This window comes from Comamonas koreensis (assembly GCF_014076495.1).
Lineage (GTDB): Bacteria > Pseudomonadota > Gammaproteobacteria > Burkholderiales > Burkholderiaceae_C > Comamonas > Comamonas squillarum.
On the sequence record NZ_CP043575.1, the window covers coordinates 1,601,189 to 1,622,685 of the forward strand.

General features: G+C 65.7%; 19 protein-coding genes and 2 tRNA genes. 6 read left to right on the forward strand and 15 right to left on the reverse strand.

Going from position 1 to position 21,497, the window contains the following annotated elements; all coding sequences use genetic code 11:
• Window positions 1–93: 93 nt before the first annotated feature.
• Complete coding sequence (locus tag F0Q04_RS07150; RefSeq protein ID WP_116924896.1) at window positions 94–675, forward strand: C40 family peptidase; 582 nt, start codon at window positions 94–96, stop codon at window positions 673–675.
• Between the two features lie 61 nt (window positions 676–736).
• Here F0Q04_RS07150 and F0Q04_RS07155 read toward each other — a convergent pair whose 3' ends face one another.
• The 8 genes from F0Q04_RS07155 to F0Q04_RS07190 all read right to left on the reverse strand — a co-directional run bounded on the left by F0Q04_RS07155 (window position 737) and on the right by F0Q04_RS07190 (window position 9,898).
• Entirely contained in the window at window positions 737–1,402 is a 666-nt protein-coding gene (locus F0Q04_RS07155; protein WP_182345051.1) for a DUF1266 domain-containing protein, read from the reverse strand.
• Complete coding sequence (locus tag F0Q04_RS07160; protein WP_182345052.1) at window positions 1,399–2,556, reverse strand: hypothetical protein; 1,158 nt, start codon at window positions 2,554–2,556, stop codon at window positions 1,399–1,401. Before F0Q04_RS07160 ends, F0Q04_RS07155 begins: the two co-directional genes overlap by 4 nt.
• 8 nt (window positions 2,557–2,564) lie before the next feature.
• On the reverse strand, window positions 2,565–4,862 hold the full coding sequence (locus tag F0Q04_RS07165) for a hypothetical protein (protein ID WP_182345053.1): 2,298 nt from the start codon (window positions 4,860–4,862) through the stop codon (window positions 2,565–2,567).
• 167 nt (window positions 4,863–5,029) lie between these two features.
• Window positions 5,030–6,358 (reverse strand): tRNA (N6-isopentenyl adenosine(37)-C2)-methylthiotransferase MiaB, encoded by a 1,329-nt coding sequence (gene miaB, locus F0Q04_RS07170; protein WP_116924897.1) that lies wholly within the window; start codon window positions 6,356–6,358, stop codon window positions 5,030–5,032.
• A gap of 171 nt (window positions 6,359–6,529) precedes the next feature.
• Complete coding sequence (locus tag F0Q04_RS07175) at window positions 6,530–6,970, reverse strand: hypothetical protein (RefSeq protein ID WP_116924610.1); 441 nt, start codon at window positions 6,968–6,970, stop codon at window positions 6,530–6,532.
• Window positions 6,971–7,070: 100 nt separating this feature from the next.
• Window positions 7,071–7,970, reverse strand: coding sequence for a DMT family transporter (locus tag F0Q04_RS07180; RefSeq protein ID WP_182345054.1), 900 nt, complete (start codon window positions 7,968–7,970; stop codon window positions 7,071–7,073).
• Between the two features lie 7 nt (window positions 7,971–7,977).
• Entirely contained in the window at window positions 7,978–8,961 is a 984-nt protein-coding gene (locus tag F0Q04_RS07185; protein ID WP_182345055.1) for a bifunctional helix-turn-helix transcriptional regulator/GNAT family N-acetyltransferase, read from the reverse strand.
• Window positions 8,962–9,055: 94 nt separating this feature from the next.
• Window positions 9,056–9,898: a DODA-type extradiol aromatic ring-opening family dioxygenase gene (locus F0Q04_RS07190; RefSeq protein WP_116924613.1), complete on the reverse strand. Its 843-nt coding sequence runs from the start codon at window positions 9,896–9,898 to the stop codon at window positions 9,056–9,058.
• An 88-nt stretch (window positions 9,899–9,986) separates the two neighbouring features.
• Between F0Q04_RS07190 and F0Q04_RS07195 the strand changes: the two genes are divergently transcribed.
• Window positions 9,987–10,892: a LysR family transcriptional regulator gene (locus tag F0Q04_RS07195; RefSeq protein WP_116924614.1), complete on the forward strand. Its 906-nt coding sequence runs from the start codon at window positions 9,987–9,989 to the stop codon at window positions 10,890–10,892.
• On the opposite strand, the gene alkB is transcribed toward F0Q04_RS07195, so the two are convergent.
• The 7 genes from alkB to F0Q04_RS07230 form a co-directional block, all read right to left on the reverse strand.
• The gene (alkB, locus tag F0Q04_RS07200) at window positions 10,889–11,554 is read right to left on the reverse strand and encodes a DNA oxidative demethylase AlkB (protein ID WP_116924615.1); all 666 of its coding nucleotides are present in this window, start codon (window positions 11,552–11,554) and stop codon (window positions 10,889–10,891) included. The two genes, F0Q04_RS07195 and alkB, sit on opposite strands and share 4 nt — an antisense overlap.
• Window positions 11,555–11,620: 66 nt before the next feature.
• Window positions 11,621–11,697, reverse strand: a tRNA-Met gene (locus F0Q04_RS07205).
• A gap of 138 nt (window positions 11,698–11,835) precedes the next feature.
• A tRNA-Met gene (locus F0Q04_RS07210) sits at window positions 11,836–11,912 on the reverse strand.
• 133 nt (window positions 11,913–12,045) lie between these two features.
• A complete protein-coding gene (locus F0Q04_RS07215) occupies window positions 12,046–12,825 on the reverse strand; it encodes an enoyl-CoA hydratase (protein ID WP_021025456.1) in 780 nt (259 codons plus the stop codon).
• Between the two features lie 147 nt (window positions 12,826–12,972).
• Complete coding sequence (locus tag F0Q04_RS07220) at window positions 12,973–14,808, reverse strand: M61 family metallopeptidase (protein ID WP_116924616.1); 1,836 nt, start codon at window positions 14,806–14,808, stop codon at window positions 12,973–12,975.
• 110 nt (window positions 14,809–14,918) lie between these two features.
• Window positions 14,919–15,632 (reverse strand): DsbC family protein, encoded by a 714-nt coding sequence (locus F0Q04_RS07225; protein ID WP_021027301.1) that lies wholly within the window; start codon window positions 15,630–15,632, stop codon window positions 14,919–14,921.
• Window positions 15,633–15,848: 216 nt separating this feature from the next.
• Window positions 15,849–17,006, reverse strand: a complete 1,158-nt coding sequence (locus F0Q04_RS07230; protein WP_182345056.1) for an FAD-dependent monooxygenase — start codon at window positions 17,004–17,006, stop codon at window positions 15,849–15,851.
• Between the two features lie 165 nt (window positions 17,007–17,171).
• Here F0Q04_RS07230 and F0Q04_RS07235 point away from each other — a divergent pair, with 165 nt between their 5' ends.
• The 4 genes from F0Q04_RS07235 (at window position 17,172) to nadC (ending at window position 21,493) form a co-directional block, all read left to right on the forward strand.
• A complete protein-coding gene (locus F0Q04_RS07235; protein WP_182345057.1) occupies window positions 17,172–18,053 on the forward strand; it encodes an MOSC domain-containing protein in 882 nt (293 codons plus the stop codon).
• A gap of 91 nt (window positions 18,054–18,144) precedes the next feature.
• Window positions 18,145–19,239: a redox-regulated ATPase YchF gene (gene ychF, locus F0Q04_RS07240; RefSeq protein WP_116924619.1), complete on the forward strand. Its 1,095-nt coding sequence runs from the start codon at window positions 18,145–18,147 to the stop codon at window positions 19,237–19,239.
• A 322-nt stretch (window positions 19,240–19,561) separates the two neighbouring features.
• On the forward strand, window positions 19,562–20,473 hold the full coding sequence (locus F0Q04_RS07245; RefSeq protein ID WP_232539653.1) for an NUDIX hydrolase: 912 nt from the start codon (window positions 19,562–19,564) through the stop codon (window positions 20,471–20,473).
• A gap of 150 nt (window positions 20,474–20,623) precedes the next feature.
• A complete protein-coding gene (gene nadC, locus F0Q04_RS07250; protein ID WP_182345058.1) occupies window positions 20,624–21,493 on the forward strand; it encodes a carboxylating nicotinate-nucleotide diphosphorylase in 870 nt (289 codons plus the stop codon).
• The last annotated feature ends 4 nt before the right edge of the window (window positions 21,494–21,497 follow it).

Consider the following 21,497-nt stretch of genomic DNA (forward strand, 5'->3'; position numbering starts at 1 on the left):
AGCGAGAAATACCAATACATTTCACAAACTTGCATGAAATTGTGAATAATATGCTTTATGAATTTTTTGCGGCCTGAATCCAAGGGGGAGACCATGGACCACGAAGACGCGGCTGCGCGCCGTCCCTTTTTGCTCTGGGCGCTGTCGGCATCGGCATCGGCATTGCTGGCGGGCTGCGGCTCGTCGCCGCCGCGCAGCGCCCGGCGAGAGAGTGGCCAGCGCACGGCAGGTGGCGCGGGGTCCTCGCCCCGGGTGGACACCGGCGTGGTACCCGTCAACCTGGGCTTGAGCGGCGAGCTGCGCGAGGCGCTCTATGCACGGGTCATGCTGGTGGTCAACACGCCCTACACCTATGGCGGCAATACGCCCGAAGGTGGCTTTGACTGCAGCGGTCTGATCCAGTACGCGATCCAGGGCATCACCACGCGCCGCTTGCCCCGCACCACGGCGCAGTGGGCGGGCGTGAGCGCCGAGATCGACCGGCGCGACCTGCAGCGCGGCGATTTTGTGTTCTTCAACACCATGGGCGGGCGCTACTCGCACATGGGCATTTATGCCGGCAACAACCAGTTTGTCCATGCGCCGTCGAGCGGCGGCGTGGTCAAGACGGTGAGCCTGGACAATCCCTATTTCTCACGCCGCTTCACCGAGGCACGCACGATTTTTGACGCATGAGAATATTCATCGGCTGAATAAAACAAGAGGCAGCGCGCCCAAAACGGCGGCAAAGGCGGGGTCAGCGCCAGGCATAGGCACTCCAGGGATGCGAGGCATCCTGCAGCCATTGCTGCAACTCCTCCGGGTCCAGGCTGCGGCCCAGCGCGTCCGAGCGGCCCTTGGCTACCCATTGCGCCCGGCCCTGGACATAGGCGGTGCCCAGCTCCTGCCAGCTGCCAAAGCAATCGCGGGCGCGCGCGGCATTGAGCTGCAGCAGCTGCCACTGATGCTCGGCGCTGAGCCAGCCCAGCATGGCGGCGGTACGCACAAAAAAGGCAGTCCGGACGCAGGCAAAGGCCATCGCGGCGCGGGCGTCATCCCCCGCCTGCAGCCGCTCCACATCCAGGCACCACCAGCGCGTGCGCATGCGCTCGGGCAACTGCTCGCGCACCTTGGCATCGTCCAGGTCGGTGCGCAGGCCAAAGGCATGCAAGGCCATGGGCCGCAACGATGCTGCCAGGCCGGTGGTGGGCGACGGCATCGCGCTGTCGGCAAAGCCATCCTTGAGCGCATGGAAGGCCATCGGGTGCGCCAGCGCCAACGCCCAGTTCTGCTCGGGCGTGAGCCGGTAGTGCCCCAGGGGGCCCGAGGGCGCAGGCGCCTGGCTGCCCCATTGGCGGCGAAAGGCCTGCACGCATTGCCACACCAGCCACAGCCCGATCGCTGCCACCACGATCTGGATCATCGCTGTGCCTCCGGCTGCATGCCCGACGGCATGTTGGCGGGCGCCCTGCCCGCTTGCGCCAGGCTGTAGGCCAGCGCAGGGGGCAGCTGCTGGCCGGCCAGCAGGCTGCTGTCGTGCGCGGCTGCCAGCCATTGCACCAGTGGTGAGGCCTGGGGCACATGGGCCAGCAGCCTGGGCTGGCGCTGCCACAGCTGCAACTGCTCGGCCTCGCTGAGCAAGCTCTCCACCGCATGCCAGCCCGCCTGGGCACCGGTGGTGCGCAGCAGGCGCATGCCCAGTGCATCGTCTGGCGTGTCCTCGCTGGTGTTCAGCTGGTTCAAAAAGGCAATGACGTCAGCGCGGTAGCGGTCCACCGGCGGGCGGTTTTGCTTGCCCTTGATCTGGTCGATGCGCAGGCGCCCATCGGGCTGCAGCCAGGCATTGATGGTGATGCGCGGCTGGCCCTGGCCGGTGCGGTAGCTGAAGATGCGCATGCGGCCTTGCTCGCAACCCTCGGCATAGTGCTCGCCATAGCCGCCGCTGAGCTGGCGGCGGTTGGCAAACTGGCCCAGGCAGTGGCGCATCATCTGGCTCTCGTAGGCCATCTCTTCGCGCAGCACGCCGCTGCCGGGCAGCAGCTCGACAAATGCGCCCTGGCTACCTTGCCAAACCGTCTGCACCGCATGGGGCTGGTGCTGGCGCCAACCGGCCAGTTGCTGGGCCTCGAAAGCCTGGTGCTCCTGCGCCCAGCGCTCCAGCGCCTGCGGGCAGTTGATGCGGGCGAGCTTGCCCTCCAGCGAGGTGCCCTGGCGCGACTGCAAGAACTCCAGCAGCTGGCGCTCCAGTGCCAGGACACTCTGATGGGCAGGGCTGATCCACCACAGCGCCGTGTCTGCCGGCGCAGCCTCAGGCCCGGGTTTGCGCGCCAGCAACGCGAGCGCCCAGGCCGGCGCACCGGCGGCATAGCGCTGCTGCAGTGCCTCGGTCGTGGGGATGGCCTGAACGGCCTCGGGCGGCGACTGAAGATTGCCCACCAGGTAGCGGTAGAAATGGTTCTGCAGCCAGGCGGCGATCTCGGGCGTGTCGCCGCGCTCGCGGCTGCGCGCGATGATGCGGGCCTTGAGCTCGGGCGCGTTGACCACATTGCGCGCCAGGTACACCGTGCTTGAGCGCATGAACGGGCTTACCAGAACTTCCACCAGGGCCTGTCGCCCGCGCCAGGCGCAGCGGTGATCAGCTGGGCATGGAGCTTGTCGATCGTGGTCTGCAGCTTCTCGCGCTCGGCCGCGTCATCGGCAGGCGCGCAGGCCAGCGCCTGCTGGTAGATCTGCAAGGCCTGCTGGTCTGTGCCCGAAGTCTGCATCGCGTCGCCCGCGCGGCGCAGCAGGTAGGGGTTCTGGCGCTGCTCCAGCTCGGGCAGCAGCGCTTGGAGGCGCGGCAGCACCTCGGCGCCATGCGTAGCCGAGTAGTAGTCGAGCTGGTTGAGCAGGCTGCGCAGGTAGTCATAGCGCTCGCTGCGCTGCTCGTCTTCGTCCAGCTGGCTCCACCACTCGTCCAGGCGCTCCAGCCAGATGCTGTTTTCCACATTGCGGTCTTGCTGGTAGAGCGCGTAGGCCACCTTGGGGAAGTAGTCGCAGGGGCTGTGTCGGCTGTAGCCATTGTCCTGGCTGTAGTGCCACAGCTGCTCGGCGGCGCCGATAAGCTGCGCGTAGTTGTCGCTGTCGATATGGGTCGAGACGATGCCGTTGTAGTGCTCGGCAAAGGGGCTGGTCGCAATGCCTTTGGCATGCAGGGCCAGCGCGCCGTCGTAGTTCTCGTCGTTGTAGCGGTACTTGATGGCCAGGTTGTTGCACAGCATTGAGTAGTCGTGCAGGTTGCCATCCTTGTAGCTGCCCTGGCCAGTGGCAAACCAGTGCTCGAAGCGGGCCTGGCCAGTCTCGTAGTAGTGCTTGATCCAGCGCAGCAGCTCGTCGTAGGGCCAGTCGGCGGGCAGCTCGTCACCTTCACCGCCAATGGCCTTCATCAGCTCTTCGTCGTCATCCAGCTGCACGCCCATCGCATAGCACCAGCTGCCGCTGTCGCAGCGGATATAGGGCGACTGCAGCGCGCTGGCCAGGCCCGCCACGCGGGCGCGGCAGACAAACAGGCGGTAGGCGAGTTCGCCATTGGCGCACTGGGGGCGCTCGGCCAGGGTTTCCAAGAGCGGCAAGGCCTGCGCATAGTCCTGCTGTTCAAACAGATGGTTGCCCTGCAGCAGTCGCCACATCGGGTGGTTCAGCGACTGCTGCTGCACCAGCGCGCTGTAGTGGGCAAAGGCCTGCTCGGCGTCCATGTCGGCAGGCAGGAATTCGGCCAGGTCCTCGTCCTGGGCTGCGGCCATCAGGGTCAGCGCCCAGTACGGCGCACCGCCCGGCTCACCCAGGTGGGCCAATGCCTGGCGGCAGGCAGCTTCGCGCGATCCGGGGCGGCTGTGCAGGGTACTCTCAAAGCACATGTGGGCCGCCTCGGGCAGGCGCGCTGCCTGCACCAGCCAGTCGATCAGCAAGGCACTGCTGCGGTCGTCGCTGTCGCGCACCAGCGCAAAGCGGCCTTCCTGGCCTTTGCTGATCGCGGCATCGAGCGCGCCTTGCTGGTGCAGGCTGCCAGCAGCCAGGCGCGCGAGCTGGGCGCGGGTATCGCGCCAGGCGGCGGGCGAGGCGGTGCTGGGCAGGCTCGCCAGCGTCAGCTCGCTGTGCTGGGCCAGCGCATCCGGGGCCAGCGCAATGATGTCCTCGCCCAGCAGCAGCCAGTCATCGGTGTCGATGTCCTGGCCCGCTTCGGCGCGCTGGAGTTTTTGCAGTGCGTAGTGGCCCAGGTCGCGGGCTGCAGCGCTGTTGCCCCTGGCCGCTTCGATGCGGCCCAGGCGCGTGGCCAGCATCGCATCGTCCCAGGCGCGCAGATGGGCGCGGTCAGCCTGCTGGCTTTTGTAGTGGTGCTGCTTGCGGGTGATCTGCTCTTGCAGGTCCAGCGCCTGGGCCTGGTGGGCATGGCGGGCCAGATGGCGCCAGGCGCGGTCCGGATCGCCCAGGTCACCGGCCTGGTCCACGGCAGCCATGGCCTGCGCGATTACCGCGCGGTACTGTTCGGGGGGGAGGTCGGGCACATCCTCGGCGGCATCGGCTTGCAGCATCGCCATCGTGACGGCGGCGTCGCGCTGGGCGTCGGCGGTCAGCTCCTGCAGCAGGCGGGCCTGGTGCTGCTGCACGGCGGCCAGGGCCTGGGCGGGCTGGCCGGCCATGCTCCACAGCCGGTAGAGGCGGCGCAGCTGGTCCAGGTCTTCGGGCTCCAGCGCGCGCGATGCGAGCTGCTGGGCGGCAGCGGCCTGGCGGTCAGGCCACTCCTGCGTCTCGTCCTCGGTGTTGAAGAGGGCATCAATATGGTCCAGAAAGGCGTCAAGCGCCTCGCTGCGCAGTGCGGTGGACGGGTCGGACACGGATGCCATGGTGATGATGCCTTTCTGGTGATGGCGCATCCCTCATGCGCCCCCTGCATGCTAACGGGCCCCAAGGCAGATATGGCCTTTGCGGGCCACAAAAGCAGGGCAGAGGGCTATTTTCACCGTGTTTGCTGCGGCTGACCAGCGCGGCATCAGCCGACCGGCTCTATGCCTCAATGGGTGATCAGCACTTCGCCGCGCAGCGTATAGGTCATCGTCTCGGTAATGCGCACATCGACCATCTGGCCAATCAGCCGCTCCTGGCCGGGGAAGTTGACCACGCGGTTGCACTCGGTGCGGCCCATCAGCTCGCCGTTGTCGCGCTTGGACTTGCCCTCCACCAGCAGGCGCTGGACGGTGCCCAGGCGCTCTTCGCTGATGGTCTTGATGTTGTGGTTGATGACAGCTTGCAGATCCTGCAGGCGGCGCAGCTTGACCTCGTAAGGCGTGTCATCGGGCAGGTTGGCAGCGGGGGTGCCGGGGCGCGGGCTGAAGATAAAGCTGAACGAGTTGTCAAAGCGCACGTCATCGATGAGCTTCATCATCTTCTGGAAGTCTTCTTCGGTCTCACCGGGGAAGCCGACGATGAAGTCGCTGCTCATCGCCAGATCGGGGCGAATGGCGCGCAGCTTGCGCACCGTGCTCTTGTACTCCATGGCGGTGTAGCCGCGCTTCATCGCCATCAGGATCTTGTCGCTGCCGTGCTGCACCGGCAGGTGCAGGTGCGAGACCAGCTTGGGGATCTTGGCATAGGCCTCGATCAGGCGCGGCGTGAACTCATTGGGGTGGCTGGTGGTGTAGCGGATGCGCTCGATGCCGGGGATCTCGGCCACGTATTCGAGCAACAGCGCGAAGTCGGCAATCTCGGCCGTATCGCCCATCTTGCCCAGGTAGGCATTCACGTTCTGGCCCAGCAAGGTGATTTCCTTGACGCCTTGCGCGGCCAGGCCTGCGACCTCGACCAGCACGTCCTCAAACGGGCGGCTGACCTCTTCCCCCCGGGTGTAGGGCACCACGCAGTAGCTGCAGTACTTGGAGCAGCCCTCCATGATCGACACAAAGGCCGAGGCACCTTCGACGCGGGCAGGGGGCAGGTGGTCGAACTTCTCGATCTCGGGGAAGGAGATATCGACCTGCGGTTTGGCCTTGGCCGCGCGGGCATTGAGCAGTTCGGGCAGGCGGTGCAGAGTCTGGGGGCCAAACACCACATCCACATAGGGCGCGCGCTTGATGATCTCGGCGCCTTCCTGGCTGGCCACGCAACCGCCCACGCCAATCAGCACGCCTTTTTCCTTCAGGTGCTTGATGCGGCCCAGGTCGGAGAACACCTTCTCCTGCGCCTTCTCGCGCACAGAGCAGGTATTGAACAGGATCAGGTCGGCCTCGTCCATGTCCTGCGTGGGTTCATAGCCCTGGGCGGCGCCCAGCACATCGGCCATCTTGTCCGAGTCGTACTCGTTCATCTGGCAGCCGAAGGTTTTGATAAATACTTTTTTGGACATGGTGCAAATCTCGTGGGGGCCCGGGGCTGCCATCGCAGGCCTGGGTGAATACAGCAATACGGCAACAAGCCAGGCGCCCGGCGGGCGCACTGCTGCTGATGGGTGTCGATGCGCGGGCGCCGAGCCGGGCTTGACCGGTGCGGTCAGGCCATACGGCGGCGCTGGGGCGCGTTATTTAAAGAGTCCGCTCCAAAAGCCGTTGTCGGCGCGGTCGCGCTTGAGGGCGGCTTCTTCGCTGTTCAAGATCCAGGCGGCATGCACACGCCCGCTGGTTTTCTCGATCACATAGTTCACCGTCAGCCGCTCGTTGAGCACCGTGCCGGGGCGTATCGTGGTGTTGCGCGGGTTGTAGAGCTTGAAGGCGGGAGCGAGGCCCACGGTCTGGCCATCGATCGTGGCCTGGCTGGTGCTGGTGACCACCAGGTTGCCACGCAGGGCCTGTGGAGGAAAGGCGCGGACGGGGCCTTGGAACGGGGCAAAGGTGGCGGTCTGGGCCAGGCTGGGCAGGGCACTGATGCCGCCCAGTGCCAGCGCCAAGGCTGCAAGGCTGGCGCGGGCCGTGCGTCGCAGGCGATGGTGGTGGGATGTGTGGGGTGTGGTGCAGCGGTTCATGGTGTATATCCAGGGGCTGGAGGCCGCATTCTACAAACACTGGCGGTGCCACAGTCCAGCACTGGGGCAAGGCTGCAGCTTGAGGGCGCCAAGGCCGGGCTTAGCGCGCTGCTGCCTGGGTGCTCACGACCAGGCCCGCCAGCACCAGGACCAGGGCGGCCAGCAGCGCAGGCGATGGCAGGCGCTGGTGCAAGGCCAGCTCCAGCAAGGCCGCAGTGACAGGGCCCAGCGCCTGGAAGGCAATCACCAGCGATGCCTGCAGCCGGCCCAGCGCCCACAGCAGGCAAAAGTAGCCCAGGCCGCTCGACAGCCCGACAAAGACCATATGGCCCCACTGCGTGGCAGAAAACACCGGCCACAGCGGCTGACCCTGCCAGCTGCAGTAGAGCGCCAAAAACAGCACCGATGCCGCCATGGCCAGGCCGCAGGTGGGCAGCGCCGGGTAGCGCCGCATATAGGGACCGTAGAGAATGCTGGTGGCCGCACCCACCAGCGTTGCGGCGAGCAAGGCCGCCATGCCGCTGCCGCCCAGCAGGCCCAGGCTGCCTGCGCCACCCCCGCCGCTGGCAGCGCGCGCACTGCCGAGCAGCAGCACGGCGACGCCGCCGACGGCCAGTGCCAGGCCCGCCAGCCGGCGGCGGCTCAAAGGCTCGCGCCCCGACAGCGCCGCCAGGCACCAGGTAAAGAGCGGCATGGTGGCGAACACCAGTGCGCAGGTGGAGGCGGGCAGGCGCGCCAGTGCATGGTTGAGCAGCAGGATCAGCAGCGCAAACTGCGCCACGCCAAGCAAGGCAATGGCCAGCGCATCGCGGGCGCGGTAGCGCGGCCAGGTGGCAAGCAGCGCAGGGCCCGCCAGGATCGCCAGCCCGATGGCATAGCGCAAAAACGCCAGGCTGGCTGGCGAGGCAGCCGATGACAGCGCACTGGTGGAGACCATGGCCGCGCCCACCAGCATGCCGGTGGTAGCGGCCGCCCACAGCGCTGGCTGGTGCGCCTGCATCGCGCACCTAGGCGCCGTGCCGGCGGCGGCTGAACTGCTGCTCGACCACGGCCGAGCCCCATTGCTGGCCGGTCTCTTCATGCACCAAGGCAAAGCCCAGCGATTCATAGAGCTTGCGTGCCGCATCCAGCCCCTGGAAGGTCCAGAGCTCGGTGCTGGCAAAGCCGCGCTGGTCGCAAAAGGCGAGGGCCTGCGTCAGCAGCTGGCGGCCCACGCCGCCACCGCGGCAGCCATCATCCAGAATGAACCAGCGCAGATGCGCCTGGTTGTTGCCCAGGTCCTGGCCGTCAATCGCGACGGAGCCGACGATGCGCTCGTTGTGCACCGCCGTCCAGATCTGGTTGCAGGGCTCGCCCAGGCGGCCGCTGAATTCGGCAAGGCCCGAGGCCACCTTGCTTTCAAAGAAGGCGCCAAAGCCCCAGTGCCGGGCATAGAACACGGCATGCATCTCGGCCACGCGGCCGATGACGCCGGGCCGGTAGCCGCTGTGGATCTGGATACTGGTCGTGGCCGAGGTGGCAGCGCTGTCCTGGCCCGCCGCGCTGCCCAGCCGGTGCGCCTGCAAGGCCTGGGCATAGGCCATCAAGCCCTGCACCACGGACTGCTGCAGCGAGGGGTTGAGCTGCGCCAGCGCACTGCGCACCTGGGCCTGGCCGTAGGCGTGGATGCCTGCGACGGTGCGTTGGCCTTGGGCCGTTAGCAGCAACTGCTTGGCGCGGGCATCGTCTGCGCAGGGCTCTTCTTGCAGCTCGCCGTTGGCGATAAGCTTGGCGAGCATGCGGCTGACGCTGGATTTGTCCAGCCCCAGATACTCTGCCAACTGGGCGGCGGTGACCTGGCCATGCGTATCGATTTCCAGCAGCGCATGGACGGCAGAGGCGGAGTAGGGCGTACCCGCCAAGGTGCTCGCCATAAAGCCCAGCTCCCGCACCATGGCGCGAGAGGCGCTGCGGATGTCGTTGACCAAGGGGGTGTCGGTAGCGGCTGCCATGCGTCTCTCCAGTATTTGGTTGCAATATACAACTTTTTGGTTGTATGGTGCAACTTTTTTGGACAGGGAGCCAGCATCCCGCCCTCAGCAGCGCTTAGGCGGCATCCAGCCGGTAGCTCGACACGGCGAGCCCGCCCATGAAGTTGTCTTCATGGTACACACGCACGGCGCGGTCAGCCTCGGCGGCGCCGACCGCCACCATCAGCGGCAGCAGATGCTCTTCGCGCGGGTGCGCAATGCGTGCGGCGGGGGCGTCTTCCCAGTCCAGCAGGCGCTGGCTGCGGCGGGCGCTGTCCGCCTGCAGCATGGTCTCGGCCAGCCAGTCGTCAAAGGCTTTGGAGGGCACGCGCGCCTGGGGCCCAAAGGCACGCAGGTTGTGGTACGACAAGCCGCTGCCAATGATCAGCACATCCTCATCGCGCAAGGCGGCCAGCGCCCGGCCCAGCGCCAGGTGCTCGGCCGGGTCCAGGCCCCGGCGCAGCGACAGCTGCACCACCGGCACATGGGCCTCGGGGTAGATCGCGGCCATTGGCGAGAACATACCGTGGTCATAGCCGCGCTCGGCGTCCTGCTGCACCGCAATGCCGGCCTGGGCCAACAGGCCAGCGACCCGCTCGGCCAGCGCAGGCGATCCGGGCGAGCGGTAGTGGATCTGGTAGGTATGGGCCGGAAAACCGCCGTAGTCATAAATCATGCCGGGCTGGGGCGTGGACTGCACCGTAAACGTATCGGCCTCCCAGTGGGCCGACACCATCAGGATCGCGCGCGGTGTGCGGCCGATCTGGCGCGGCATATCGGCCAGCGACGCGGCCAGCTGCGCATAGTGGTCGTGCATCTCGGGCATCCATGGCCAGGGGCCGCCGCCGTGCGAGATGAAATAGACGGGCAGGCGGCTGCTGCTGGTGCTGACGGGGGTGGTGGTCGTCGTCGTGGTCATATGGAAAACTCCTTGTCTCCAATGTAGTAGCTGCCTAAAAGGAAACCAAGTAGCTAAAATGCAGCAATTGATTTCCTACTAAGAAACTATGGACCAGCTCACCAGCATGCAGGTATTCCAGGCGGTGGTGGATAACGGCAGCTTTGCGCAGGCTGGCGAGCGCCTGGGCATCTCGGCCCCGATGGTCAGCAAGCATGTGGCCCAGCTCGAGCAGCGCCTGGGTGCGCGCCTGCTCAACCGCAGCAGCCGCCATGTCAGCCTGACCGAGGCGGGCCAGCGCTGGTATGCGCAAAGCAGCCTGGCGTTGGAGATGCTGGACGCTGCTGCCCAGGAGATCGGCCAGCACCACCAGGCCCCCAGCGGTCAGCTCAAGATCAGCGCGCCGGTCTGGTGCGCTACCCCGCAGATGGCGCGCATCCTGGCGCGCTACCGCGCCCGTTATCCGCAGGTGCTGGTCGATATCCACCTGGACAACCACAAGATCGACCTGGCCACCGCCGGCTATGACATGGCCATGCGCGCCTCGTCCGACCCCGCCCCGCATCTGATTGCCCGCCCGCTGTGCCAGGTGCCGTTCTACCTGGTGGCCAGCCCCGCTTACCTGGGGCAGGCTGGCCCGCCCCAGCAGCCTGCCGACCTCGCCCAGCACCCTGCCGTGTTGCCCAGCTATGTATCGCTCAGCCCCTTGCAGCTGAGCCAGCCCGGCGCACGCAGCGCGCCGCTGCACCTGCAGCCGGCCCTGCTGTCCGATGATTCCAACCTCAGCCTGCATGCGGTGCGCGCCGGCATGGGCCTGGGCTTTTTGCCATCCTGGTTGGTGGAGGACGACCTGCGCAGCGGCCAGCTGCAGCGGGTGCTGCCCCAGTGGGAGGCGCTGACGGTGACCCTGTATGCGATCTACACCAGCCGGCGCTACCTGGCGCCCAAGGTGCGCAGCTTTATCGATTGCCTGTCGCAGGAGCTGGGTGGCGCGGCCCCTGAGCCAGCGGTCTAGCTTGCGCGGCGGAAGGTCAGGTTGATTCTTTGGCCATCGAGCAGCGGATGCGCCACAGCGCTCACCCCATCCTTGACCGGCATCACCCCGTGGTAGCGCATGCGGTCCACGCCACCCCAGACCACCACATCGCCATGCTGCAGCGGCAGCTTTTGCGTGGCATCGGCGCGGGCATCACCACCCCACAAAAAGATGGCGGGCAGGCCCAGCGATACCGACACGATCGGGTGGCGGGCATCACCTTCGTCCTGGTGCAGGGTCAGGCGGGTGCCGACGCTGTAGCGGTTGATCAGGCAGGCATTGGGGGCAAAAGGCGGCAGCTCGGCTGCCTGCGCCGCCTGGGCGGCCAGCGCTGCGAAGGCGGGTGGCATGGCGGGCCAGGGCTGGCCGCTCAAGGGGTCGGTGGCGCTGTAGCGGTAGCCGTGCTGGTCGCTGTACCAGCCAAATGCGCCGCAGTTGCTCATCGCCACCTGCATAGGGCGCCCGCCGGGGGTGCGCAAATGGCGAAACGGCGCCTGCTGCACGATGGCCTGCACCTGGCGCAGCAAGTCATCCTCCCAGCGCAGCGCAAAGCCGCGCAGCACACAGGCCTGGCGGCCAATGGCAATGCGCTCCCAGTGCGTCTGGTCATCGTTGGCGGCGGGGCTGAACAGGTCTTGCATGGGGCTATTGTGCCCCTGTGGGCATAAAAAAACCGCAGGGCCTGTGGCAGGCACTGCGGTGGGATGTGGTGGTCGTAGTGGGACTTGAACCTACGACATCAGCATTATGAATGCTGCGCTCTAACCAACTGAGCTATACGACCGGCAGACTCCATTGTAGGGGCGGATGGGCGGCGTACCGGCTGCTGGCTGCGACTTTTTCGGCGCGACTTGCAGCCATCAAAACGGATGCGCCAAAGAGAAAAGCCGCAGTGATCATGCAATCACTGCGGCTTGAAACCTGGTGGTCGTAGTGGGACTTGAACCTACGACATCAGCATTATGAATGCTGCGCTCTAACCAACTGAGCTATACGACCGGCAGAACGAAATTATATACCGAAAATTTGGCTCGGCGATCAATGTCGCCAGGTTTTGTCAAAAACAGTCATTTTGCGTGGCGGGTGCTGGCAAGGACCATGGCCCCTGCACCAATGGCACCGTAGCGCCTGATCAGCTGTTGCTGAACTGGGCCGGGCGCTTGTTGACGAAGGCGTCCATGCCTTCTTTCTGGTCATTGGTCGCGAACAGCGCGTGGAACAGGCGCCGCTCGAACATCACGCCGTCGTTGAGGCTGCCCTCGAACGCGCGGTTCACCGATTCCTTGGCGGCCATCACGGCCAGCTGCGAGAAGCCGCTGATGATGATGGCCGCGCCCAGCGCCTCTTCCATCAGCTTGTCCACGGGCACCACGCGGCTGACCAGGCTGGCACGCTCGGCCTCGTCGGCGTTCATCATGCGGCCGGTGAGGGCCAGGTCCATGGCCTTGGCCTTGCCCACGGCGCGGGGCAGGCGCTGCGTGCCGCCGGCGCCGGGGATGACGCCCAGCTTGATCTCGGGCTGGCCAAAGCGGGCGTTGTCGGCGGCGATGATGAAGTCGCACATCATGGCCAGCTCGCAGCCGCCACCCAGTGCGTAGCCGCTGACGGCGGCAATGACGGGCTTGCGGATGCTGCGGATCGCTTCCCAGTTGCGGGTGATGTAGTCGCCGCCATAGGCATCGGCAAAGCTGTACTTGGCCATGGCGCCAATGTCGGCGCCCGCGGCAAAGGCCTTTTCGCTGCCGGTGATGATCATGCAGCCAATGTTCTTGTCGGCGTCAAAGGCCTTGAGCGCCTCACCCAGCTCGTTCATCAGCTGGTCGTTGAGCGCGTTCAGCGCCTTGGGGCGGTTGAGCGTGATGATGCCCACTTTCTCGGCTTCGACGCGCACTTCGATCATTTCATAGGCCACGGTCTATCTCCTTGGGTTGTGGGGCAGCAGCGGCCTGCTGGCGCCCGCATGGTCGACAGGCATCCTACACCAAGCGGGCTGTTGCGGCGTAGCGAGCTGCGCAAGATGGCGCTTTTTGGGTGCAGGTGGGCGGGTCACTGCCCGCGATCAACGCCCGTCCAGCCAGAGATTGACCAGATTCGCATCGGTGACAGCCAAGGTGACGGTGTCGCTCTGGCTGGCAGTTTTTGGGGCTTTCTTGCGGCCTTTTGCAGGGGCGGCGTCTGCGCGGGCTGGCAAGGCCAGCGGCAGGCGCAGCAGGCGCTTGTCCCGGGCTACCAGGGCCAGCACCTGCTGGGCATCCCCGGCGTAGAGCAGCAGGTCGTCGAGCTTGTGCAGGCGCCAACCGCCGCTCTGGGCACTGGCCTGCAGCGGCTCGATGCCGATCCATTCGTCGCCCGCCATCATGCCGGCGGCCTCGGCCGCGCCGCCGCGCAGCACCACCTTGATGCTGATGCCCGCAGCGCCCTCGGCCACGCGCAGGCCCAGCTGCTGGGCGATCTGGGGCTTGTCGGGCTGGCAATCGACGCCATGGGCCTGGAGCAGGGCGGCCACGGGCAGATCGAGCTTGCCATGCACCCAGGCGCTGATGTCGGCGGCCCAGCTGCGGTCCGTCAGCTCGTGCAGCACATCGAGCAGGTCCTGCTCGCGCATCGGGCCGGCCTTGCAGCGCCGGTACAGTGCCCGCATCACCCCATCAAGCCCGCTGTGGCCTGCGCGGCGCAGGCTCAGGTCCAGGCACAGGGCCACCAGCGAGCCCTTGGTGTAGTAGCTGACGGTGGCGTTGGGCGTGTTCTCGTCCTGGCGGTAGTACTTGACCCAGGCGTCATAGCTCGCCTCGGCCACGCTTTGCAGATGGCGGCCCGGCGTCTGCAGCACCTGGTTCAAGGTCTTGTTGAGCAGCTTGAGGTACTGGCTGTTGTCCAGCAGGCCGGCGCGGCGCAGGACCAGGTCGTCGTAGTAGCTGGTAAAGCCCTCGAAGAACCACAGCAGCTCGGTGTAGTTCTCGCGTTCGTAGTCGTAGCTGGCCAGCTCCATCGGGCGCAGGCGCTTGACGTTCCAGGTGTGGAAATACTCGTGGCTGATGAGACCCAGCAAGGTGATGTAACCGCTGCTGGCCTGGGCCTCGCCCTTGCGGGGGAGGTCGCGCCGGCTGCAGATCAGGGCGGTGGAGTTCTTGTGCTCGAGGCCGCCGTAGTTGTCGTCCATGGCGTTGAGCATGAACACATAGCGCTCGAAAGGCGGCCTGCCCCGGGGGTGCCAGAGGCGGATTTCGGTCTCGCAGATCTTTTGCGTATCGGCAATGAGGCGTGCGCCATCAAAACTGGGCGGTGCGCCGGCCACCACAAAGCGGTGCGCCACGCCGTGCGCGCTGAACTCGGCGCTCCAGAATGGCCCCATCTCCACCGGGCAGTCCACCAGCTCATCATAGCTGCTGGCATGGTAGCGGCCAAAGCCTTGGGGGTTGGTCTGCGCGGCCAGGAGGCCGGTGGCCACCTGCCAATGGGGCTGCTGGGCCGGCGGCTCGATGTGCAGCACCTGCAGCAGGGCCTCGCTGCCATGCACACGCAAAAATACACTGGTGCCGTTGAAAAAGCCGCGCTGGCTGTCGAGCCAGGCAGTGCGCACCGAGCTGTCATAGGCGCAGATCTGGTAGCTCAGGGTCAGCGGTTCCGCTGCGCTGCAGTCCACCACCCAGGTGTTCTTGTTCTGCTGCTGGATATCGACCAGCTGCGCGCTTTGGCTGGCGCTCAGGCCCTGCAGCGATTTGGAGAACTCACGCACCAGGTAGCTGCCCGGGATCCAGACCGGCAGCGACACGGTCTGCATCGCCTTGGGCCGGGGGATATTGAGCACGACCTGGTAGAGGTGGGCGTGCAGATCGATGGGCGTGATGGTGTACTGGATGGCATGGGGTGCCGTGGCGGCTGCGCTTTGGGTCATAGCCCGCAAGCGTAGCCCCAATTGCATGGGCGCGTGCCGACCCAGGAATTCAGCGGGCACAAAAAAGGCCCCGAAGGGCCTGATGGAATGCGGGCAGCAAGCTGCCTGGCTTACTTGACGGCCTTGAGGCGCTTTTCCAGGTCGTCCGAGCCGATTGCGCCGGGAACGCGCGAGCCATCGGCAAAGAAGATCGTCGGCGTGCCGGTGATCTTGTACTTGCGGCCAAATTCCATATTGCGCTGCAGCGCCGTCACGTCGCAGCTCGATGCGGCGGCGGGGGCATCGGTGCCCTTGAGCATGTGGCTGGCCCATTCCTTGGCCGGGTCCTTGGCGCACCAGATGTTGCGCGACTTCTCGACCGAGTCGGGGCTCAGGATCGGGTAGAGGAAGGTGTAGACCGTCACGTCCTTGACGTTTTGCAGGTCCTTCTCGAAGCGCTTGCAGTAGCCGCAGTTGGGGTCTTCAAAGACGGCAATCTTGCGCGAGCCATTGCCCTTGACGGTCTTGATCGCGTCCTTCAGGTTCAGGCTGTTGAAGTCCACTGCCGTCAGCTTGTTCATGCGGTCTTCGGTCAGGTTGCGGTGTGCCTGGGTGTCGATCAGCTCGCCCTGGATCAGGTAGTTGCCCTTGGCATCGCTGTAGAACAGGTCGGTGCCCACGCGCACTTCATAGAGGCCCTGCATCGGCGTGGCGCTGACTTCGTCAATCTTTTGCAGCTGGGGGATACGCTCTGCCAGCGCCTTGCGGATCGCGTCTTCTTGTGCACTGGCGGAGAAACTGGCCGCGATGGCAGCACTGGCCAATACGGTAGAGAGAATTCGCATGAGAAACCTTTTTTTGAATCTTGATGGTGAAAAGCCCAGGCACTGGCAGATACCAGTGCCTACAAGCCGCTTGACCGCACTCCGACGTCTGTCTTCGAAGCAAGCATGTGCCCCGGGACCCCTCAGGCCCGGGCCAGCGCTAAGCCCTCGCAACTATTAACATTTTGCTACCTGCAAGCGGCTTCAGGCCGAGCACAGCTTTGTACCAGATGGGCGCTAAAAGTTCACTCCCATGGCCTGGCGGGTGACCCAGGATTTCAGCGGGCCGCTGCTCTCAAAGCCGCGCATGCCCCAGTTTCTCAGGCTTTGCAAAGGCGTCTCGGGCCTGGTAAACAATTGTTGAATGCTGTCCATCGCCAAGCCGATGGGGGCCAGGCGTGCCTTGCGCTCGCGCTCATAGCGGCGCAGCAGGCGCAGGTCCGACAGGCGGCGCCAGCGCGCATCTTCGCTGGTTAGCAGGCGGGCCAGCGCGGCGATGTCGGCCATGCCCAGGTTCAGGCCCTGGCCGGCCAACGGGTGCACGGCATGGGCACTGTCGCCGGCCAGCACCCAGCTCTTGGCGCGGGCGCTGTCTTGCAGGGCGCTCCCCGGCAGGGGGCCGCACCACTGGCGCGCCACCGACTGCTGCAGCGGCCAGGCGGCGCGCTCGGCGCAAACAGTGAGCTGGCCCAGCATGCCCTGGCTGGCCGATTCCAGCGCCATCGCCAGGCCGGCATCGTCGAGCGCCTTGACGCCTTCGACCTGGCTGACCGGCAGCGACCAGACGACGGCCACCTCATGGCCGTCCGGGCCGCCCAGCGGCAAAAAGGCCAGAATGTCGCCGGCTGCAGAAAACCACTGGCGCGCGGCCTGGCCATGCGGGCGCTCGCAGCGCAGGCGGGTGGCGACGGCTGTCTGGTGGTAGGGGATCGTGGCAAACTCCACGCCAAATTCTTCCCGGGTGCGGCTGTGCTTGCCCTCGCAGACCACTGTCAGGGCGGCATCGACCGGGCTGCCTACCGTCTCGACCATCGGCTGGTAGCGCACGGCAGCGGCCAGTTGCGCTTCCAGCGCCGGCACATCGACGATCCAGTTCAGCGCCTGGGTATGCTGCTGAGCCGCATCAAAATGCACCTCGCCGCCCTGGTCGCCATAGACATCCATGCGGGTTACCGGCGTGGCGTGCTGGGCCTCGGGCCAGCTGCGCACCGACTGCAGCACCTCGCGCGAGAGCTGGTTGAGCGCATAGGCGCGCACATCGCCGTGGCCGCTGTTGCTGGGTGCAGGCGCCGTGTCCACCAGCGCCACGCGCATGCGCTCGCGCGCCAGCAACAATGCCAAGCTGCGGCCCACAATGCCCGCGCCACGGATACAAACGTCGAATTCAGAAGCCATAAGCGATCTATTGTAGTGGGGCACCATGGCAGTGCAGCGCGCAGGTACGACTTGGCGCAGGGGGCTGGCCACCGTTGGGCGCTCAGCAGGCGGTCCCCAGATGCAAGGCGGCCATTTACTCGTTACAGTGTGGTTTGCCCAGAATCAACCCAGGCGCAGAGCAGCATGGCAAATAGCGAATTTTTTGATGTCACCGGCCATATTGGCCAATTGTGGGTTTTTCCCATCAAATCCTGTGCCGGTATCGCCGTGCAAAGCGCACGCCTGTTGGCCACAGGCTTGGAGCATGACCGGGCCTTCATGCTCGTCGATGGTCGGGGCGAATTCATCTCGCAGCGCGAAATCGCCCGCATGGTGCTGGTGCAGCCGGCCATTGCCGATGGCGTGATGACGGTCACCGCCCCGGGCATGGACCCGCTCCAGGTGGACATGGCCTTTAGCGGCCCCGAGCGGGCGGTGCGCGTCTGGGACGACCAGGTGACGGGCCTGCAGGCGCCCGATGCCGTCAATGCCTGGTTCAGCGCGTTCCTGCAGACCGAATGCACTTTGGTGCGCATGGCGCCGCAGGCGCTGCGGCTGGCGAGCAAGAAGTGGACAGGCGGGGCCGATGCGCCCACGCAGTTTGCCGATGGCTTTCCGGTGCTGGTGGTCAGCCAGGCCTCCGTCAATGAGCTCAATGAGCGCCTGCGCCAGGCGGGCGACGCGCCGGTGGTGGCTGAGCGCTTTCGCGCCAATATCATTGTCGAAGGCTTTCAGTCGCATGACGAAGACCGCATCGAGAGCCTGTCGGTGCAGCAGGGCGGCCCGGGCAGCCAGCAATGGGCCGATCTGCCGCTGGTCAAGCCCTGCGCACGCTGCCCGATCCCCGATATCGACCCGGCCACCGCTGCGAGCGGTACCAGCGTGACCGACACCTTGCAGACCTACCGTCACGATGAGCGCCTGGACGGCGCCGTCACCTTTGGCATGAATGCCTATGTGCCGGCAGGTACGGGCGGGATATTGCGGGTGGGTGATGCGGTCGGCGGTGCCTTACAGTTTGATTGAGGCTTTCCGTTGAAATACGCCTGGATTCGCGATTGCCATGCAGTCGGCTTAAAATGCCTGGTTTGTCCGAAAGAATAGAGAAAGCACTGCCATGAGCCTCAAATGCGGCATCGTCGGTTTGCCCAATGTTGGCAAGTCCACCCTTTTTAATGCGTTGACCAAGGCAGGGATTGCCGCCGAAAACTATCCTTTCTGCACGATCGAACCCAATACCGGCGTGGTGGAAGTGCCCGATCCGCGCCTGGACCAGCTGTCCAAGATCGTCGAGCCCGAGCGCGTTGTTCCGGCCATCGTGGAGTTTGTCGACATCGCCGGCCTGGTGGCAGGCGCCTCCAAGGGCGAAGGCCTGGGCAACCAGTTCCTGGCCCACATCCGCGAGACCGACGCCATCGTCAACGTCGTGCGCTGCTTCGAAGACCCGAACGTGATCCACGTGGCCAACAAGGTCGACCCGATTGCCGATATCGAAGTCATCCAGACCGAGCTGTGCCTGGCCGACCTGGCCACCGTCGAAAAAGCGCTGAACCGCTACAGCAAGGCGGCCAAGTCGGGCAACGACAAGGAAGCGGCCAAGCTGGTCTCGCTGCTGACCCCCATCCAGGCCGTGCTCGACGAGGGCAAGCCCGCCCGCATCGTGCCCGTGTCCAAGGAAGACGCGCCGCTGCTCAAGCAGTTCTGCCTGATCACCGCCAAGCCCGCGATGTTTGTCGGCAACGTCAGCGAAGACGGCTTCGAGAACAACCCGCTGCTCGACAGCCTCAAGGCCTATGCCCAAGCGCAAGGCGCGCCCGTGGTCGCCATCTGCGCCAAGATCGAGGCAGAAATGTCCGAGATGGGCGACGAAGACCGCGACATGTTCCTGCAGGAAATGGGCCTGGAAGAGCCTGGCCTTAACCGCCTGATCCGCGCCGGCTTCTCGCTGCTGGGTCTGCAAACCTACTTCACCGCCGGTGTGAAGGAAGTGCGCGCCTGGACGGTGCCCGTGGGCGCCACCGCACCCCAGGCCGCTGGCGTCATCCACGGCGACTTCGAGCGCGGCTTTATCCGCGCCCAGACCATCGCCTTTGATGACTACATCCAGTACAAGGGTGAGCAGGGTGCCAAGGAAGCGGGCAAGATGCGCGCCGAAGGCAAGGAATACATCGTCAAGGATGGCGATGTGTTGAACTTCCTGTTTAACGTCTGACCGTTTCGGCAACAACACTGCCCGCAGGCATTCGCTGCGTGCTGGCCGTCAGAACCCCCAAGCCCGCTGCAGGTCAGCGGGCTTTTTCGTGCTGCACTGCGCTCATGCGCATGGGGCAGCGCGATGGCAGAGCAACGCTGCAAGCCGTTATAAGATAGCCGCTGCTTGCGACGTAGCGCCCTCTTGGCTGGCACTGCAAGCGCCGCCCCGTCCATCGATTTTTGAAAGCCCCCCTTTGGTGACCCCACCTGCCGCGATCACAAAAACCACTGCTGCGGATGCGCCCCTTGCGCAAAACGCCGCCGAGCGCGAGCAGCATTCGGTGCAGGCCGATCTGGTGGCGGTGCTGGTGGCGGTGACGGGCGGGCAGCCGCGCATATTGACCACGCAAGCGGGCGAGACGCTGCCGGCCGGGCCTTTTACCGCCAACCACCGCTCGCTGCAGGCCAGCCTGCGCGCCTGGGTGGAGACGCAGACCCACCACCCGCTGGGCTTTGTGGAGCAGCTCTACACCTTTGCCGACCGCGACCGCTCGCAGGAGCTGGGCATGCGGGCGATCTCCATCAGCTACCTAGCATTGACGCGCGAGTTGGACGATGCCGGCCAGGCCCAGCGGGGCTGGCAGGACTGGTACCGCTATTTCCCCTGGGAGGACTGGCGCAGCGGCGCGCCGGCGATGCTGGGCCAGCGCATTGCGCCTGCCTTGCAGGCTTGGAGTGAGCAGGCGGCGGACAAGGCGGCAGCCAGCGCGCGCTGGGAGCGGGCCTGTGTGAGCTTTGGCCTCGAAGGCAGCGATTGGAACGAAGAGCTGGTGCTGCAGCGCTACGAGCTGCTGTTTGAAGCGGGCCTCGTGGCTGAGGCCTGGCGCGATGGCATGGCGGCCCCCCAAGGCCAGACTTTGCTGGGCACGGCGATGCGCAATGACCACCGCCGCATTCTGGCTACTGGCATGGCGCGGCTGCGGGCCAAGATCAAGTACCGCCCGGTGGTGTTCGAGCTGATGGCCGACAGTTTCTCGCTGCTGCAGCTGCAGCAGGCGGTGGAAGCGCTGGCCGGGCGCAGCCTGCACAAGCAGAATTTTCGCCGCCTGATCGAGCAGCAGGCACTGGTCGAAGACACCGGCGAGATCAGCAGCCAGGGCGCAGGCCGCCCCGCCAAGCTGTTTCGCTTCCGCCGCAATGTGCTGGTGGAGCGGGCAGTGGCAGGCAACAAGCTGCCGCTGGCACGCGGCTGAGTACCCCAACCCCTTTTTGAAGGCCTGAGCGCAGGTGACAGGTCCCAGGGCTTCAGCGCTTGACAGTATTTATGCTCAGGTTTAGCATAAATACCCGTGCGACTGGTACAAGGCTGGTGCGCCCCTTTTTTTACTCCATAAATACTCAAAATGAGCATTAATCAAACGGCTGCGCTGCCCGTTCCTCCTCTGCCCGATGTGATGCTGGAGCCGCTGGTGCGAATGGCGCTGCTCGAAGACCTGGGCCGCGCCGGTGACCTGACGACTGACACGATAGTGCCAGCTGACGCCAGGGACAGCCTGCGCCTGGTGGCGCGGCAAGCGGGGGTGCTGGCGGGGCTGGATCTGGCGCGGCTGGCGTTCCATCTGCTCGACAGCGGCGTCGTGTTTGAGCCGCTGTGCGGCGACGGCACGGTGCTGGCGCCGGGCATGGAGATCGCCCGCATCCATGGCAAGAGCCGGGCGATCCTGACGGCCGAGCGCACGGCGCTGAACTACCTCTGCCACCTGAGCGGCGTGGCCAGCGCCACCTATGCGATTGCCCAGGCCATCCAGCCCTATGGCACGCGGGTGACCTGCACGCGCAAGACCATGCCGGGCCTGCGCGCGCTGCAAAAGTATGCCGTGCGCGTGGGTGGCGGCAGCAACCACCGCTTTGGCCTGGATGACGCCGTGCTGATCAAGGACAACCACATTGCGCTGGCTGGCGATGTGGCCACCGCCGTGGGCCGCGCCCGGGCGGGCGTCGGCCATATGGTCAAGATCGAGCTCGAGGTGGACACGCTCGCGCAGCTCGATGCCGCATTGCAGCTCGGGGTGGACGTGGTGCTGCTGGACAACATGGACCTGGAGACCCTGCGCACGGCGGTGGCCATGTGCCGGGGCAAGGCGGTGACCGAGGCCTCGGGCCGCATCACGCCCGAGACGGCGCCCCAGGTGGCCGCCACCGGGGTGGACCAGATCGCAGTGGGCTGGCTCACGCACAGCGCCAAGTTGCTCGATATTGGCCTGGATGCCTGAGCTG